Source organism: Inquilinus sp. OTU3971, assembly GCF_038440215.1.
The window spans coordinates 1-15,869 of the sequence record NZ_JASATH010000190.1; the positions used below are offsets into that span (position 1 = coordinate 1).

Annotated in this window: 14 protein-coding genes; 2 read left to right on the forward strand and 12 right to left on the reverse strand. The window is 70.5% G+C overall.

From position 1 onward, the window contains the following. Positions 1–44: 44 nt before the first annotated feature. From AAHM41_RS32720 to AAHM41_RS32775, 12 genes are all read right to left on the reverse strand, one after another. Positions 45–932, reverse strand: coding sequence for an HlyD family secretion protein (locus tag AAHM41_RS32720; RefSeq protein ID WP_342240821.1), 888 nt, complete (start codon positions 930–932; stop codon positions 45–47). 13 nt (positions 933–945) lie between these two features. Then, the gene (locus AAHM41_RS32725) at positions 946–1,152 is read right to left on the reverse strand and encodes a DUF1656 domain-containing protein (protein WP_342240822.1); all 207 of its coding nucleotides are present in this window, start codon (positions 1,150–1,152) and stop codon (positions 946–948) included. Beyond that, positions 1,149–3,221, reverse strand: coding sequence for an FUSC family protein (locus AAHM41_RS32730; RefSeq protein ID WP_342240823.1), 2,073 nt, complete (start codon positions 3,219–3,221; stop codon positions 1,149–1,151). Before AAHM41_RS32730 ends, AAHM41_RS32725 begins: the two co-directional genes overlap by 4 nt. Positions 3,222–3,238: 17 nt before the next feature. Then, complete coding sequence (locus AAHM41_RS32735; protein WP_342240824.1) at positions 3,239–3,706, reverse strand: MarR family winged helix-turn-helix transcriptional regulator; 468 nt, start codon at positions 3,704–3,706, stop codon at positions 3,239–3,241. A 103-nt stretch (positions 3,707–3,809) separates the two neighbouring features. After that, complete coding sequence (locus AAHM41_RS32740) at positions 3,810–5,174, reverse strand: NAD(P)H-dependent oxidoreductase (RefSeq protein WP_342240825.1); 1,365 nt, start codon at positions 5,172–5,174, stop codon at positions 3,810–3,812. 22 nt (positions 5,175–5,196) lie between these two features. Continuing rightward, a complete protein-coding gene (locus AAHM41_RS32745; RefSeq protein WP_342240826.1) occupies positions 5,197–5,556 on the reverse strand; it encodes a GFA family protein in 360 nt (119 codons plus the stop codon). Positions 5,557–5,655: 99 nt separating this feature from the next. Continuing rightward, a complete protein-coding gene (locus tag AAHM41_RS32750) occupies positions 5,656–6,294 on the reverse strand; it encodes a sarcosine oxidase subunit gamma (RefSeq protein ID WP_342240827.1) in 639 nt (212 codons plus the stop codon). After that, positions 6,287–9,328 (reverse strand): sarcosine oxidase subunit alpha family protein, encoded by a 3,042-nt coding sequence (locus AAHM41_RS32755; RefSeq protein WP_342240828.1) that lies wholly within the window; start codon positions 9,326–9,328, stop codon positions 6,287–6,289. Before AAHM41_RS32755 ends, AAHM41_RS32750 begins: the two co-directional genes overlap by 8 nt. Positions 9,329–9,331: 3 nt before the next feature. Continuing rightward, complete coding sequence (locus tag AAHM41_RS32760) at positions 9,332–9,697, reverse strand: sarcosine oxidase subunit delta (RefSeq protein WP_342240829.1); 366 nt, start codon at positions 9,695–9,697, stop codon at positions 9,332–9,334. Positions 9,698–9,704: 7 nt separating this feature from the next. Then, entirely contained in the window at positions 9,705–10,955 is a 1,251-nt protein-coding gene (locus AAHM41_RS32765) for a sarcosine oxidase subunit beta family protein (protein WP_342240834.1), read from the reverse strand. A 216-nt stretch (positions 10,956–11,171) separates the two neighbouring features. Then, positions 11,172–11,738, reverse strand: coding sequence for a tyrosine phosphatase family protein (locus AAHM41_RS32770; RefSeq protein ID WP_342240830.1), 567 nt, complete (start codon positions 11,736–11,738; stop codon positions 11,172–11,174). Positions 11,739–11,839: 101 nt separating this feature from the next. Beyond that, the gene (locus AAHM41_RS32775) at positions 11,840–13,510 is read right to left on the reverse strand and encodes a formate--tetrahydrofolate ligase (protein ID WP_342240831.1); all 1,671 of its coding nucleotides are present in this window, start codon (positions 13,508–13,510) and stop codon (positions 11,840–11,842) included. A 252-nt stretch (positions 13,511–13,762) separates the two neighbouring features. On the opposite strand from AAHM41_RS32775, the gene AAHM41_RS32780 reads away from it, so the two are divergent. Both AAHM41_RS32780 and bioD read left to right on the forward strand, forming a co-directional pair. Next, positions 13,763–14,800 (forward strand): GlxA family transcriptional regulator, encoded by a 1,038-nt coding sequence (locus AAHM41_RS32780; RefSeq protein WP_342240832.1) that lies wholly within the window; start codon positions 13,763–13,765, stop codon positions 14,798–14,800. Positions 14,801–14,973: 173 nt separating this feature from the next. Continuing rightward, the gene (bioD, locus tag AAHM41_RS32785) at positions 14,974–15,621 is read left to right on the forward strand and encodes a dethiobiotin synthase (RefSeq protein WP_342240833.1); all 648 of its coding nucleotides are present in this window, start codon (positions 14,974–14,976) and stop codon (positions 15,619–15,621) included. Positions 15,622–15,869: the final 248 nt, after the last annotated feature.

A 15,869-nucleotide genomic window follows, 5' to 3' on the forward strand; every position in this document is an offset into this window, starting at 1 on the left:
CCCACCCCCCCCCCCGAGGGGGGGGGCGGCGCTGGTCTCGCCCTCTACTTCGTCGCCTTCTCCTCCACCGGCAGCACCTCGACCGTAGCGGTCATGCCGGAGGCCAGCAGCACGCCGTCGGGCACCTTGTCGAGCGCGATCCGCACCGGGATGCGCTGGGCCAGCCGGACCCAGCTGAAGGTCGGGTTCACGTCGACGATCTGGTAGTAGGAGTTGAGCGACACCTCGCGGTCCGAGATCGCCCGGTCGATGCTGGCGACATGGCCCTCCAGCGGCGTCGACACGCCCATCAGCCGGATCTCGACCTTGTCGTCCGGGTGGATGCGCGGGATCTTCGTCTCCTCGAAATAGCCGCGGACATGGAAGCTGTCGGCATCGACGATCGCCATCACCTGCTTGCCCGCCGTGGCATAGGCGCCCTGCCGCACGATCAGGGTGGAGATGTAGCCGTTGACCGGCGACCGTATCGTCGTCCGCTCCAGATCCAGCTTCGCCGAATCCAGCGCCGCCCGGTCCTCCGCCATCGCCGCGCGGGCCGCCTTGGCCGTCGATTCCGCCTGCTGCTGGGCCTCGACCGAGATGGCATTCAGGCCCAGCTTGGCCCGGCGGGCTGCATCCGCCTCCAGCTGCTCGGTCTGCGCCACCTGGCTGTCCAGCGCGGCCTGCGCCCGCTGCACCGCCAGGGTGTAGCGGTCGGGGTCGATCACCAGCAGCACGTCGCCCTTCTTCACCGCCTGGTTGTTGGCCACGCGCAGGTCGACGATGATGCCGGAGACGTCGGGAGCCACCTGCACGATCTCCGCCGCCACCCGGGCGTCCCGGGTCCAGGGGCTGTCGACGTAGTACTGCCACAGCAGGATGCCGGCGACGACGGCGCCGGCCGCCACGACCAGGGTGATGATGACGCGGAGGGCGAGGGTTGCGTATTTCATTGTCTTCTTCCCCTCACATCGTCAGCGCGACGAGGGCGGTCAGGATGATCAGAAGCAGGGACAGGTCGAACAGCGCCGGATGCCAGATCCAGCGATAGGCGCCGACGCGGCCGAGCACGAAGCGCAGCATGCCGGTGAGGAGCAGCGCCACCACCAGGTAGCCGAGCATCGGCGACAGGTAGACGCCGGCGAGGTCGATTTCCTTGATCAGGGGGTTCATGGTGTCGGCACGATCAGGTCGCGGATGGGGGCCGGGCCGTCGGCCTGCGGCACGGCGAAGAACTCGGACTGGTAGGACAGCGTCACCCAGATCGCGGTGACCGAGACCAGGGCGGCGACGATGTTGCGGTCGGTGTCGAGGCCCTGCAGCACTTCGCCGGCGCGGGTCAGGGCGGCCATCGCTTCCGGCCCACTGCGGACGCGGTGGCGCCAGGCCAGGCCGAAATGGCGCTCCAGCGCGGCCAGGGCCGCCTCCACCGCCCGCGCCCCGGGCGGCGGCAGCCGGCCCGACAGGCGGCGCAGGATCATGATGTTGTGGCCGACGCGCAGGCTGGCCAGGCTGCCATGCAGGATCGGCCGGTCGCCCGGCGAAGCGTGGTCGAGCCGGGAGAACAGGCCGTTGATGCGGTCGAACATCCGGCTCTCGAACTCGGCCTGCGACAGGCCGGCGCCCGTGGCCATGCGCGCCAGGTCGGCCATGATGCCGGTGACGAAGCGCTGCGCCATCCAGCGCACGCCGAACGGCCGGATCAGCCGGAACAGCAGCACGGCCAGGGCGATGCCGGCCAGGGTGGCGAGGCTGTTGTTGACCGCGCCGGCAAAGTCGAGCGAGGCGCGGTCCGACAGCCCCAGCAGGGTCAGGAAGTTGATGCACAGCAGCAGCCCCGAGGCCCCGATCCGCGGCGCCGGCATCAGCATGCCGGCCGGCACCAGCACCGTGGCCAGCACCAGGGCCAGCATGGGGAAGCCGTCGACCCGGGGCAGCACCAGCGCGAAGGTGATCAGATAGATGACGGACGCGACCGACGCCATGCGCAGGAATTCCTTGGCCGGCATCGCCGGCTCGTCCGCGCCGGAGAAGAAGCCGAAGACGACGACCAGGATGGTGGCGGCCGCGGCGCCGTTCGGCCAGGCGGTGAGGATCCAGAAGCTGCAGGCGACCACCAGTGCGGTGAAGGCGGTGATGCCGGCCATGATCGCGGCGGCCTGGTCGCGGTGCCGGCTGATCGACGGCGCCGACCGCATGGTGGCGGGCCGGGTGCCGGCGGCGACATGGTCGCGCAGCCGCCGGCATTCGTCGCGCAGCGTCAGCACGTCCTGCAGCCGGTCCAGCAGGATGCGCACGACCATGGCGGTCTGGCTCTGCCGCAGCTCCTCCAGCGTCGGCTGCATGGTGTCGATCAGGCGCCGGGCAGCGCCGACGCTCTCGTCGTCATCCGGCTGGTCCGGGCCCAGCGACCGGTCCATGATCCGCGCCACCGCCTCGAAGGCCGGCCGGATCGCCTGCCACCGCGCCGGATCGCGGAAGCGCAGCAACCGCCCGCGCTCCTGCATCGAGACCAGCACGGCGAGGAAGGTGAACAGCCGCCCCTGCAGCTGGCGGATCACGTCATTGGCCAGGCGGATCGCCCGCGTGTCGAACACGGCATGGGCCCGCAGCGTCTCCAGCGCCACCGCGTCGGCGATCAGCCGGGCGCGGTCGGCCTGGGGCGCCTCGTCGGTGCCCTCGGTGCGCAGGATGCCGACCGCCCATTTGGCCGTGGCCGCCAGCAGCACCTCGATCCGGCCCAGCAATATCGGGCCGACCGGGCGCGGCAGGACGATGGCGCTGAGCACGCCGGCGCAGCCGATCGCCAGCAGGATCTCGACGCAGCGGTTGGTGGCGATGTCGAACACGGTCTCCGGTGCGGTGATCGCCGGGAAGCCGATGATCGCGGCGGTGTAGCCCGCCAGCAGCGGCGCATAGGCGCCGGGCGCGTCGCGCAGCAGCACCGAGACGTAGATGCAGCCCCCGAACCACAGCGCGCTGGCCAGCACGAACAGCTCGCGCTCCTGCGCGAACAGGGCGATGAAGGTCATGCTGGCCGTGACGCCGGCGGCGGTGCCGAGCACGCGGTAGACGCTCTTCGACAGCATCATCCCGGTCAGCGGCTGCGACACGATATAGGCCGTCAGCATCGCCGTGCCGGGCGAGGACAGGTTGAGGCGCAGGGAGATCCAGGCGGCCAGGATCGCGGCGCAGAAGGTGCGCAGCGAGAACACGCCGTCACGCCAGGTCGGCCAGTCCATTCGTTCCCCCGACGGGCCTAGCGGCCGCCCTCCGGCGCCGGCCGCCCGGCGGCGATATTGCCCTCGATCCGACCCAGCAGGCCGAGACAGAGCGTCATATCCTCGTCGGGGATGCCAGCCAGCAGACGCTCGCGCACCTCGGCCGCGACACCGCGGATGCCTTCGACCAGGGTGCGGCCGTCCTCGGTCAGGTGCACCGCCTTGGCGCGGCGGTCGGATTCGTCCTCTCGCCGCTCGATCAGCCCCTGGCTTTCCAGCGAGTCGAGCAGCCGGACCAGCGAGGGGCCCTCGATGCCGAGCGATTCCGCCAGGTCGCGCTGCCGGATGCCCTCGCCGAGGCGGAAGACGTGCAGCAGCGGCTGCCAGGTGGCGGCGCTGAGGCCGTAGCGGCCGAGCGTTTCGTCGACCTCGCGCCGCCATAGGCGGGCGACGAGGAACAGGCGGAACCCGAAATCGTCCCGCGCGGTGGAGGTGATGTTGGACATGAGGGGTTTATTAGGATGCTCATTATTAGACTCGCAGCGCATTTGCCGCATGCCAGCCTCCACCGAAGATCGTTTCGGGAAGGGCTGCATCCCCGGCCGGGCCTCACGCCGCGGTGTCGCGTTTCGCCCCCGCCTCCATCGCCCGGCGGATGCGGACCGCCTCGGTCTCCTCGATCGCGACATCGTCCCAGCGCACCACGTCCCCGGCCGCCACCGGCCGCACCAGCCTGACCTTGTGGGCGAGGCCGATCGGCAAGGCGCCCGCCGCCAGCGAATCCTCCGCCCGCATGATCCGGCCCCAGACCGTATAGCCGCCCTCGCCGTCCAGCATCTCGCCGGCGGCGAGCGGCTTCTTGGCCACGGCGACCGCATCGGCGCGGAAACCGGTCGGGCTGCCGGTCGCCTCCTGCCGCAACGCCGCCGAGGCGATGCTGACGCCGAGCTCGAGGCCGATGAAATGCACCGTCCGGTACAGCGCGCCGTAGCGGCCGGAGGGATCGGTGGTGATGTTGTATTCGCGGAAGCAGCGGCGCGTGTAGGCGGCGCCCGCATCGTCGTCGCCGGCCTCGAACACCACATAGACGCCCCAGCGCAGGTCGTTGACCACCTGCCGGCCGTCGCGCTCCAGGCTGGTCACCACCTCGACCATGCCGGCGCGTTCGAGCACGCCGCCGGCCTCGCGCGGCCGCAGCACCCGGGCCAGGTCGTGCGCCCCTGCCGGCGGGAACAGCAGGCCGTCGCGCGGCGCCAAAAGGCCGGTGGCGTTCGAGATCGCCGCCATCTCGATCGCCGATTTGGTGCCGTCGATGAAGGAGTTGAACATCTGCGGGTTCATGCCACCGGCCCGCGCCTCCTCGTCGGTGATGCCGAAATGACCCCAGACCGTGTCGGGCGTGGATTGGTGGTAGCCCGGCAGATACTTGGTGCCCTTGCCGGCGGCCACCACCCGGAAGCCGCAGGTCTCGGCCCAGTCGACCATCTCGCAGACCAGCGCCGGCTGGTCGCCATAGGCCAGGCTGTAGACCAGCCCTGCCCGGCGGAATTGCTCGGCCAGATAGGCGCCGGCCAGCACGTCGGCCTCGACATTGACCATGACGATGTGGCGGCCGTTCTCGGCCGACAGCAGCGCGTGGCGGATGCCGGCGGCCGGGCTGCCGGTGGCGTCGACCACGACATCCAGCCCATCCGCGCGGATCAGCGCCTCGGCATCCTCGGTGACATGGGTCCGCCCGGTCTTGCGCGCGTCGTCGAAGGAGGCGGCCAGGGCCGCCCCGGCATCCCAGCCGGTGTTGGCCATCGCCTGGCGCACGCGCTCCGCCGACAGGTCGGCCACGCCCAGCAGGTGCAGGCCGGTGGTGGTGCGCAGCTGCGCCAGGAACATCGAGCCGAACTTGCCGGCGCCGATCAGGCCGACCCGGACAGGGCGCCCCTCGGCGGCGCGCTGCTTCAGCTTGGTCGCGAGATTCATGGGACCTCCTCGGGAAGAAGGTTCAGTAGCTCCGGCCGTCGATCGGGATGGTGGTCACCGTGGTCAGGTCGAGGCCGTCCAGGCAGCGGACATTGATCGCGACCATCTCGGTGCCGTCCGGCTTGCGGCCGCGGGCGAAGGATTCGATGCCGCAGGTCGGGCAGAACAAGTGGTGGATCACCTTCTTGTTGAACTGGTAGTCGGCCAGCCCGTCGCCGCCCGACAGCAGGGTGAAGTGGTCGGGCGTGACGAAGGTCAGCATCAGGCCGCGCTTCTGGCAGTGCGAGCAATTGCAGCTCAGCACCTGCGCCAGGTCGGTCTCGGTCCTATAGCGCACGGCGCCGCAATGGCAGCCGCCCTCATAGGTCCTGGTCTCGGGCATGGGACGTTCCTCCGGCTCGTTGGATCGCCGTGAGTCACGGCGGCGTTGGGGCGAGAGAGTCGCCCGCCCGCGCCGCTCTGTCCATGCCGTTGGCGGCCGTCAGTCCGTCGAACCCACCCCGTATTCGAGGGCCGCATCGGCCAGCCAGTCCCAGAGATACTGGGCAAACGACCGGCGGACATAGATCCGCAGCCGCGGCGCGCCGTCCGCGTCGTCGGTGCGGTGCAGGATGACGTCGGCCTGGCAGATCATGCTCTGCGCCACCGACCCGACCGGGAAGGCGCGCGGATGCAGGTCCAGCGGGCAGCCCTTGGCCAGCACGTCCAGCGCCTTCGGCCCGGCCAGCGCGATCACCGTCCAGTTGTCGGTGACGTTGGTGACCGCGGCATGCCGGCCGGCCAAGGCACCCTGCAGCCGGGCGGCGAGGTCGGCCTCGCGGTCGACGCCGCCGACCACCAGCCATTCGGTGGGCCCGAGCCACAGCGCCGCGACGCCGTCGGCCGCGGCGATGCCGGGCCGCGCCGGCAGGTCGAGCCCAAGGGCTCCGGCCACGGCCGGGCCGAAGCCGGGATCGGCCAGGTCGCCGCGCAGGTTCAGCTTGGCCTCATGCGCGATCTCGGCCAGCCGGATTCCGGGGTTGGCCGGCGCCACCAGCGGCCGGACCAGCCCCGCGGTCGCCGAGCGCCGGACGGGCGCCTCCGCCGGAGCACCGGCCTGGAGAGACACAGTGTCAGGCATGCAGGCGCCCTCCCTCGGGATCGACGAAGACCGGCTTCACCACCTTCGCCGCGATGGTGCGGTCGGGCATGGCGATGTGGACCGTGCCGTCGAGCCGGCCCGAGCCGCCCTTGACCATCGCCAGCGCGATCGAGCGGTCGAGATTAGGGCTCCAGTAGCTCGAGGTCACATGGCCCAGCATCGGCACCGGCGGGGCGCCCGGAGTGGCGGTGTCGATGATGTGCGCCCCCTCCTCCAGCACCAGCTTCGGGTCGTCGGTCAGGAGGCCGACCAGCTGCTTGCGGTCGGCCCGCGCCGTGTCGGTGCGGTCGAGCGAGCGCTTGCCGATGAAGTCCGGCTTCTTCTTGCCGACGATCCAGTCCATGCCCAGGTCGCCCGGCGTGGTGGTGCCGTCCGTCTCCTGGCCGACGATGATGAAGCCCTTCTCGGCGCGCAGCACATGCATCGCCTCGGTGCCGTAGGGCGTCAGGTCCAGCCCCTGCCCCGCCCGTTCGATCGCCTCCATCAGCGCCAGGCCATAGGCGGCCGGGACGTTGATCTCGTAGGACAGCTCGCCGGTGAAGGAGATGCGGAACACCCGCGCCGCCAGCCCGGCCACGGTGCCCTCGCGCATGCTCAGATGCGGGAAGGCCTCGTTCGACAGGTCGAGGTCGGTCAGGCGCGACAGCAGCTCGCGGCATTTCGGGCCGGAGATGGTGGCGACCGCCCATTGCTCGGTGGCCGAGGTCAGGAACACCTTCAGGTCCGGCCACTCCGTCTGCAGCCATTCCTCGAGCCAGGCGAGGATGTTGGCGGCGCCGCCGGTGGTGGTGGTCATGTGGAAATGGTCCTCGGCGAGGCGCGTGGTGACGCCGTCGTCCTTGACCATCCCGTCCTCGCCCAGCATCAGCCCGTAGCGGCAGCCGCCGATCGCCAGCTTGGCCCAGGCGTTGGTGTAGACGCGGTTCAGGAACTCCGCCGCGTCCGGCCCGCGGACGTCGATCTTGCCGAGGGTGGTGGCGTCCATCACGCCGACCGAGCTGCGCGCCGCCTTCACCTCGCGGTTGACGGCCGCATGCATGTCCTCGCCCGGCTTCGGGAAGTACCAGGCGCGCTTCCAGCCGCCGCCGACATTCTCGAACACCGCGCCATGCCTCTCGGCCCAGCTGTGCATCGGGGTGCGGCGGATCGGGGCGTACAGCGCCTTGACCCCGCGCCCGGCGATGGCACCGAAGGTGACCGGGGTGTAAGGCGGGCGGAAGGTGGTGACGCCGATCTCCGGGATGGTCTTGCCCATGGTCTGGGCGACGATGCCGAGGGCGTTGACGTTGCCGGTCTTGCCCTGGTCGGTGGCCATGCCGGTGGTGGTATAGCGCTTGACATGCTCGACCGAGACCATGCCCTCGCGCAGCGCCAGCCGCAGGTCCTTGGCGGTGACGTCGTTCTGGAAGTCGACGAAGGCGCGCACGGCATTGGCCGGCCGGTCCGACGGCACATACCACAGCGGCCGGTCGTCGCCGGCCCCCGGCTCCTCCTGCGCGGTCTCGACCGGCGGCACCGGCACCGCCACCGGGGTCAGCCCGGCGGCCGAGGCCGCGGCGGCGCCGGCCACCAGGCCCTCCTGTAACGCGTCGGCGAAGCGCACCGTGCCGGCGCAGCCGCCGGCCGAGCGCTCGGCCTGGAAGGACTGGCCGGGCATGAAGGTCGAACGCGCCTCGTCCCAACGCAGCCGGCCGCGCGACTGCGACTGCAGGTTCAGGACCGGGTTCCAGCCGCCGGACATGGCGACCGCGTCGCAGGAAATGGTGGTTTCGGCACCGCGCCGCACCGACTGGCCGTCGGCGGCCAGCGGCATCAGCCGCACCTCGTCCACCCGCAGGCGGCCGGAGGTGCCGACCACGGCATGGCCGGCATAGACCGGCAGGCCGGCGGCCCGCGCCGCCCGCACCAGCGGCCCGTCCGGATCTGGCCGGGTGTCGACGATCGCCGGCACGGCGACGCCGGCGGCGGCGAGGTCGAGGGCGGTGGCATAGGCGCTGTCGTCGCCGGTGGCGACCACGACCTTCTCGCCGACCTTGACGCCCCAGCGGTGCAGATAGGCCCGGGCGGCGCCGGCCAGCAGGATGCCGGGACGGTCGTTCTCGGCGAAGACCAGGCTGCGCTCGATCGATCCGGTGGCCAGCACCACCTGCTTCGCCCGCACCTTCCACAACCGCTGCCGCGGCGTGCCGGCCGGCACCGCATGCGGCGCGATGTGGTCGCTGGTGCGCTCCAGCAGGCCCAGCCAGTTGTGGCCGTAATAGCCGAAGGCGGTGGTGCGCGGCAGCACCCGGACATCGGGCATCGACGCCAGCTCGGCCACCGTCGCTTCGACCCAGTCGAGAGCGCCGGCCTCGCCGATCGCGGCCGTCGGCTCCGACCGCAGCCAGCCGCCGAAGCGGGGCTGGTCCTCGGCCAGGATCACCCGGGCGCCGGCACGCGCCGCGGCCAGCGCGGCGCCGAGGCCGGCGAGGCCGCCACCGACCACCAGCACGTCGCAATGGGCGTTCATATGGTCGTAGCGGTCCGGGTCCGGCTGGCGCGGCGACACGCCGAGGCCGGCGGCCTTGCGGATGAAGCGCTCATAGACCATCCAGGCCTTGGGCGAGCGCGGCCACATGAAGGTCTTGTAGTAGAAGCCGGCCGGGATCAGCGGCGCGAACAGGTCGTTGACCGCATTGAAGTCGAAGCGCAGCGACGGCCAGCGATTCTGGCTGCGCGCCACCAGCCCGTCGAACAGCTCGACCTGGGTGGCGCGGCTGTTCGGGTCGGTGCGCGCCGCGTCCGGGCCCAGCTGGACCAGCGCGTTCGGCTCCTCCGGCCCGGCCGAGATCACGCCGCGCGGCCGGTGGTACTTGAAGCTGCGGCCCATCAGATGGACGCCGTTGGCCAGCAGGGCCGAGGCCAGCGTGTCGCCCTCATAGCCGCGATACGATTTGCCGTCGAAGGCGAAGGTGGCGCTCTGGCTGCGGTCGATATCGGCGCCGCGGCCGACCAGGCGGTAGCGTTGGGTCATGGTCTAGGAGCCGGAAGCGCTGGCGGGATCGACCAGCGGCGCGTTGGCGGTGCCCCGCGCCGGCTCGCCGGACGGGGTGGGGATGGACTGGCCGTCGATCGCCGGCGGCGGGTCGCCGGGCCCGTAGACGGCCAGGATCTCGTCGGTCGCCGTGTTGCGGGCGATGTTGAACCAGCGCCGGCAACCATGGATATGGACCCAGCGCTCATAGTGCAGCCCCTTGGGGCTGGAGCGCATGAAGACGTAGTCCGCCCATTCGGCATCGCTCAGCTCGGCCGGGTTGGCCGGCCGCCGGATATGGGCCTCGCCGCCGCAGCGGAACTCACGCTGGTCCCGCGGGCCACACCAGGGGCAGTCGATCAGGAACATGGCTACCTCAATGCGCCACGGCGGCGGCGCCGTGCTCGGCCACCAGCGCGCCGGAGGCGAAGCGGTCCAGCGCGAAGGGCGCGGCGATGGCGTTCGGCTCGCCGCGGGCGACGGTGTGGGCGAAGACATGGCCCGATCCGGGTGTCGCCTTGAAGCCGCCGGTGCCCCAGCCGCAGTTGATGAACAGATTCTCGACCGGGGTCTTGCCGATGATCGGGCTGGCGTCCGGTGCCACGTCGACGATGCCGCCCCATTGCCGCAGCATGCGCATGCGGCTGAAGATCGGGAACATCTCGACGATCGCCGCCAGCGTCTCCTCGATCACCGCGAAGCCGCCGCGCTGGGAATAGGAGACGTAGCCGTCGATGCCGGCGCCGATCACCAGCTCGCCCTTGTCGGACTGGCTGACATAGGCGTGCACGGCGTTCGACATGACGACGCAGTCGATCACCGGCTTGATCGGCTCGGACACCAGCGCCTGCAGCGGGTGGCTCTCCAGCGGCAGGCGGAAGCCGGCGAGGTTGGCCAGCACCGAGCTGTGGCCGGCCGCCACCACCCCGACCTTGCCGGCGCCGATATAGCCGCGCGTGGTCTCGACCCCGACGACGCGCCCCTGCTCGGTGCGGAAGCCGGTGACCTCGCAGTTCTGGATGATGTCGACGCCGCGGCTGTCGGCGCCGCGGGCATAGCCCCAGGCGACCGCGTCGTGCCGCGCCGTGCCGGCCCGGCGCTGCACCGTGCCGCCATAGACCGGGAAGCGGATGGTCGGGTCCGGGTTCAGGGCCGGGCAGAACTCCAGCACCTGCTCGCGGGTCAGCCAGTCGCTGTCGATGCCGTTCAGCCGGTTGGCGTGCAGCCGGCGCATCAGCTCGCGCGCCTCATGCGGGTCGTGGCAGATGTTCATCACGCCGCGCTGGCTGAACATCACGTTGTAGTTGAGGTCGGCCGACAGGCCCTCCCACAGCTTCAGCGCGTGCTCGTAGATGAAGGCCGATGCGTCGTACAGGTAGTTGGAGCGGACGATGGTGGTGTTGCGGCCGGTGTTGCCGCCGCCGATCCAGCCCTTCTCGAGCACCGCGACATTGGTGATGCCGTGCTCCTTCGCCAGGTAGTAGGCGGTGGCTAGGCCGTGGCCGCCGCCGCCGACGATGACCACGTCATAGGCCGGCTTGGGGTCGGGCGATCGCCAGGCCTTCTGCCAGCCTTCGTGGTGCGACAGCGCGTTGCGGACGAGGGAGAAGACTGAATAGCGGGACATCGATCCGGGCGGGTCCAGGGTGAGCATCGGCATGGTGCAGAGCCGACCGGCCCGGCGCGAGCTTAGGCGCGACACGCAGGCGTCGCCCTGCGCCAAGGGAGCGCCGGCCCCTCCCTCGGCCGTCATTCCCGCGAAAGCGGGAATCTCTTTCCGATCAAGTCTCGACGAGATCCCCGCTTCCGCGGGGATGACGGAATTTTAAAGAGATTGCCTCTCTCAATCCGTCGGGATCTCTCGTCCGCGGCCGACGCGGCGCAGCATCTCGACCAGCTCCGGCTGCTCGTCCCGGACCCGGCGGTACTGCGGCAGCAGCGCGTCGCGCAGCCGGCCCTTGGTGCCCAGCGCCGCCTCGGCATAGTCGATCATCACCGTGTTCGGCCAGGCCTGCGGCCGGATCGCCGCCAGCTTCGCCACCGAGGCCTCCTCCTCGCCCGGATGGCGCTGGGCGATCAGCATCAGCATCGAGGCGGTCGAGCGCGACACGCCCATATGGCAATGCACCAGCAGGTGGCGCAGGCTCTCGCCCTCCAGCGCCATCGCCTCGCCGAACTCCAGGATCTCGGCGACATGGTCCGGGGTCGGGAAGATGTGGCCCGGCATCTCGTCGATGATGTCGTGGAACCGCAGGTCGAGCCTGCGATGCGGCGCGAAGCCGTCGAAATAGGTCTCGGCCGGGGTGCCCGGATCGGCGATCGACAGCACATGGGTGACGCCGGCGGCGCGAAAGCCGGCGATCTCGTCCAGGCCGCAGACGGTGAGATGGCGGTCGGGGTGCAGCAGCATCGGATCGTCCTCGGAAACGGGCGAGGCACTCTCCCGCCCGGCCGTCGCAGGGTCAAACGCCGATGCCGGGCCTCAGCCGTGCGGACGGGTCATGCGACCCGTCAGAACAAACCATCGATCCGACCGCCCTCGTCCAGCCGGATGGCATTGGCCGCCGGGGTCCTGGGCAGGCCGGGCATGGTCATGATCTCGCCGCAGATCGCGACCAGGAACTCCGCCCCCGCCGACAGGCGCAACTCGCGCACCGGCACCACATGGTGCGACGGTGCGCCCTTCAGCGCCGGGTCGGTGGAGAAGCTGTACTGGGTCTTGGCGACGCAGACCGGGAAATGGCCGTAGCTCTTCTGGTACTGGGCGAACTGGTCGCGCACCCGCTTGTCGGCGATGATGTCGTCGGCGCCGTAGATCGAGGTCGCGATCGTCCGCATCTTCTCCCACAGCGGCAGGTCGTCGTCGTACAGGGTGCGGAACTGGGAATGGTCCTCGGCCAGGGCCGCGACCTTGTGCGCCAGCTCGACCGTGCCGGCGCTGCCATCCGCCCAATGGTTGCAGACCTGGGCCTCGACCCCGTGCTCGGCGCAATAGTCGCGCACCGCCTGCAGCTCGGCCTCGGTGTCGGCGACGAAGCGGTTGACCGCGACCACCGCCGGCACGCCGAACTGGCCGACATTGCGGATGTGGCGGCCGAGATTGGCCAGGCCCTTCTTCAGCGCCGCCACGTTCTCCTGCCCCAGCTCCTCCTTGGCCACGCCGCCATGCATCTTCAGCGCCCGCACGGTGGCGACGATCACCACCGCCGCCGGCTTCAGCCCGGCCTTGCGGCACTTGATGTCGAAGAACTTCTCGGCCCCGAGATCGGCGCCGAAGCCGGCCTCGGTGACGACGTAGTCGGCCAGCTTCAGCGCCGTCTTGGTCGCCATCACCGAGTTGCAGCCATGGGCGATGTTGGCGAAGGGGCCGCCATGGACGAAGGCCGGGTTGTTCTCCAGCGTCTGCACCAGGTTCGGCATGAAGGCGTCCTTGAGCAGCACCGTCATCGGCCCGTCCGCCTTCAGGTCCTTCGCCGTCACCGGCCGGCGGTCGAGCGACTGGCCGACGATGATGCGGCCCAGCCGCTGCTCCAGGTCGGCCTGGCTCTTCGCCAGGCAGAAGATCGCCATCACCTCCGATGCCACGGTGATGTCGAAGCCGTCCTCGCGCGGGAACCCGTTCGGGGCGCCGCCCAGGCTGGTGACGATCGAGCGCAGCGCCCGGTCGTTCATGTCCATCACCCGGCGCCAGGTCACCCGGCGGGTGTCGAGGCCAAGCGCGTTGCCCCAGTAGATGTGGTTGTCCAGCAGCGCCGACAGCAGGTTGTGGGCGCTGCTGATGGCGTGGAAGTCGCCGGTGAAGTGCAGGTTGATCTGCTCCATCGGCACCACCTGGGCATGGCCGCCGCCCGCGGCGCCGCCCTTGATGCCGAAGCAGGGTCCCAGCGACGGCTCGCGCAGGCAGATCGCCGCCTTCTTGCCGATCCGGTTCAGCCCGTCGCCGAGCCCGACCGTGGTGGTGGTCTTGCCCTCCCCCGCCGGGGTCGGGGTGATCGCGGTGACCAGGATCAGCTTGCCGTCGGGCCGGCCGTCCAGCCCGTCGATGAAGCCGGGCGTCAGCTTGGCGATATGCGGGCCATAGGGATAAAGAGCGTCCGAGGGGATGCCGAGCGTCGCGCCGACCTCCGCGATCGGCCGCAGTGTCGCGGCCCGCGCGATCTCGATATCCGACGGTACCGCCATCTCCCAAGCTCCCCCAGGCTGTTTTTGCGTCGATCGTCCCATAGCATCCGGCGCGGCACCTCGTCTGCGGCGACGTCGTCCGGTCTCGCTGCGACGCGACCCGCCGCGACGGCGCGAGCCATGCGTCCAGCGGATCGCATTATCCGCTGACCGTCGCAAGTAGCCTCTTTGTCGAATTTGCGACCCGTGCTACCGATTCTCTCAACAAGGCGCCCCCTCATCGCAGGAGTGTCGCCGGGAGGCACAGAGCGCATGGGCCAGGATCCAGCCTTCGACACCGAGACCATCGGCTTCCTGCTGATTCCGCAATTCTCGATGATCGCCTTCACCTCGGCGGTCGAGCCGCTGCGCATCGCCAACCGCATGGCCGGCAAGCCGCTGTACCGCTGGACGGTGCTGTCCAAGGACGGCCAGGCGGTGAAGGCCAGCAACGGCATCAGCGTCGGCGTCGACACCTCGCTGGCCGAGCTCAGCCGCCAGTCCGGCCTGTCCAAGCCGCTCGACATGATCTTCGCCTGCTCCGGCCTCGGCATCGAGCGCTACCGCGACGACGAGGTCTTCGCCTGGCTGCGCCGGGCGGAGCGGCAGGGGGTGGGCATCGGCGCGCTGTGCACCGGCTCGCATCTCCTGGCCCGGGCCGGGCTGCTCGGCGGCTATCGCTGCGCCATCCATTGGGAGAACCTGCCGGGCTTCGCCGAGACCTTCCCCGAGATCCCGGTGTCGAGCGACCTGTTCGAGGTCGACCGCAAGCGCTACACCTGCTCCGGCGGCACCGCGGCGATCGACATGATGATGCACCTGATCGCGCTCAGGCAGGGCCGCGACCTGGCGACCAAGGTGTCCGAGCAGTGCCTGGTCGATCGCATCCGCAGCCCGCATGACCGCCAGCGCCTGCCGCTGCGCGCCCGGCTCGGCGTGCACAACCCGAAGCTGGTCTCGGCGATCGAGCTGATGGAGGCGAACATCGCCGAGCCGCTGCCGCAGGAGGAGCTGGCGGCCCATGTCGGCCTGTCGCGCCGGCAGCTGGAGCGGCTGTTCCGCAAGCAGCTCGGCCACAGCCCGGCGCATTACTACCTCGAGCTGCGGCTGGAGCGGGCGCAGCACCTGATCAACCAGAGCGACCTGCCGATCGTCGACTTGGCGCTGGCCTGCGGCTTCGTCTCGGCCTCGCATTTCTCGAAATGCTACCGCCAGCTCTATGGCCGCTCGCCCCGGGAAGAGCGGGCGAATGCCATCCTGCGCGGCGTGCCGATGCCCGAGCGGCCGGTCCGCCAGAAGGTCCCCGCTTGACGACGCATTCCAGCTTTGCTGCGCTGCGGTATCTGGGGACTCGCTTCGGAGGACCGATCTGTGCATAGTCCGCGACTTCGCGTAACGGCATCCCGGACCCGAATGCCCGTAGACCGGACCTGGCAGGCCCTTCCGGCCGCCGACCGCCTCGCCGCTGAGACCCCTAGCACCCCATGACCCGATTCTATGTGACCGGCACCGACACCGGTGTCGGCAAGACCCTTGCCTGTGCCTGCCTGGCCCTTGCCTGGGACGCCGACTATTGGAAGCCGGTGCAGACCGGCCTGGCCGAGAAGCCGGCGGACACCGCCACCATCGCCGCCCTGACCGGCCTGCCGGCCGACCGGCTGCAGAAGCCGACCTATGCCTTCCAGGCGCCGCTGGCCCCGGTGGCCGCCGCGGCGTTGGAGGAGAGCGAGATCGACCCGGCCGCGCTGACGCCGGACTTCTCGCCCCGGCCGCTGCTGATCGAGGGCCCGGGCGGCGGGCTGATGGTGCCGCTCGACTGCTCGACGCTGGCGATCGACCTCCTGGCCGTGTGGCGCTACCCGACCATCGTGGTGGCCCGCAGCGGCCGCGGCACGATCAACCACACGCTCCTGACCATCGAGGCCCTGCGCAGCCGCAAGATCCCGATCGCCGGGGTGGTGATGAACGGCCCGCTCAACGCCGGCAACCGCGCCGCGATCGAGAAGCATGGCGGCGTTCCGGTGATCCTGGAGATCCCCGAGCTGCCGAAGGTCACCCGCGCCGTGGTCGAGGAGCTGGCCCACGCCGTGCCGCCCCTCGGCGAGATCGTCTCCGAGGCCGTCGCGGCCTGATAGTGCATTGAGTTGCCTCTCTCGCTTGCGAGACCTTTTCGGAATGTCCGCTCAGGCGTCGTGAAGGCCGGCAACGACATCGGCCGAAAGAAAAATGAGTCCCCCCTCCCCTCGCGGGAGGGGGTTAGGGGGAGGGGGTTCTCGCCGTCAGGACCGGCCTGAACTCTGGCGATTCGGCCCTGACTGCGGGACCTGTTCTCTGCCATTCGCGCGCGGACGCGCGCAGACCCCACCCCCCCGGGCCCCCC

Bases quoted from the DNA above. Each gene is read 5' to 3' on its own strand.
- AAHM41_RS32780 (WP_342240832.1), top strand. From the start codon at position 13,763: ATGGGCCAGGATCCAGCCTTCGACACCGAGACCATCGGCTTCCTGCTG.
- AAHM41_RS32745 (WP_342240826.1), bottom strand. From the start codon at position 5,556: ATGCCCGAGACCAGGACCTATGAGGGCGGCTGCCATTGCGGCGCCGTG.
- AAHM41_RS32760 (WP_342240829.1), bottom strand. From the start codon at position 9,697: ATGTTCCTGATCGACTGCCCCTGGTGTGGCCCGCGGGACCAGCGTGAG.
- AAHM41_RS32775 (WP_342240831.1), bottom strand. From the start codon at position 13,510: ATGGCGGTACCGTCGGATATCGAGATCGCGCGGGCCGCGACACTGCGG.
- AAHM41_RS32720 (WP_342240821.1), bottom strand. From the start codon at position 932: ATGAAATACGCAACCCTCGCCCTCCGCGTCATCATCACCCTGGTCGTG.
- AAHM41_RS32730 (WP_342240823.1), bottom strand. From the start codon at position 3,221: ATGGACTGGCCGACCTGGCGTGACGGCGTGTTCTCGCTGCGCACCTTC.
- AAHM41_RS32735 (WP_342240824.1), bottom strand. From the start codon at position 3,706: ATGTCCAACATCACCTCCACCGCGCGGGACGATTTCGGGTTCCGCCTG.
- AAHM41_RS32740 (WP_342240825.1), bottom strand. From the start codon at position 5,174: ATGAATCTCGCGACCAAGCTGAAGCAGCGCGCCGCCGAGGGGCGCCCT.
- AAHM41_RS32755 (WP_342240828.1), bottom strand. From the start codon at position 9,328: ATGACCCAACGCTACCGCCTGGTCGGCCGCGGCGCCGATATCGACCGC.
- AAHM41_RS32750 (WP_342240827.1), bottom strand. From the start codon at position 6,294: ATGCCTGACACTGTGTCTCTCCAGGCCGGTGCTCCGGCGGAGGCGCCC.
- AAHM41_RS32770 (WP_342240830.1), bottom strand. From the start codon at position 11,738: ATGCTGCTGCACCCCGACCGCCATCTCACCGTCTGCGGCCTGGACGAG.
- bioD (WP_342240833.1), top strand. From the start codon at position 14,974: ATGACCCGATTCTATGTGACCGGCACCGACACCGGTGTCGGCAAGACC.
- AAHM41_RS32765 (WP_342240834.1), bottom strand. From the start codon at position 10,955: ATGTCCCGCTATTCAGTCTTCTCCCTCGTCCGCAACGCGCTGTCGCAC.
- AAHM41_RS32725 (WP_342240822.1), bottom strand. From the start codon at position 1,152: ATGAACCCCCTGATCAAGGAAATCGACCTCGCCGGCGTCTACCTGTCG.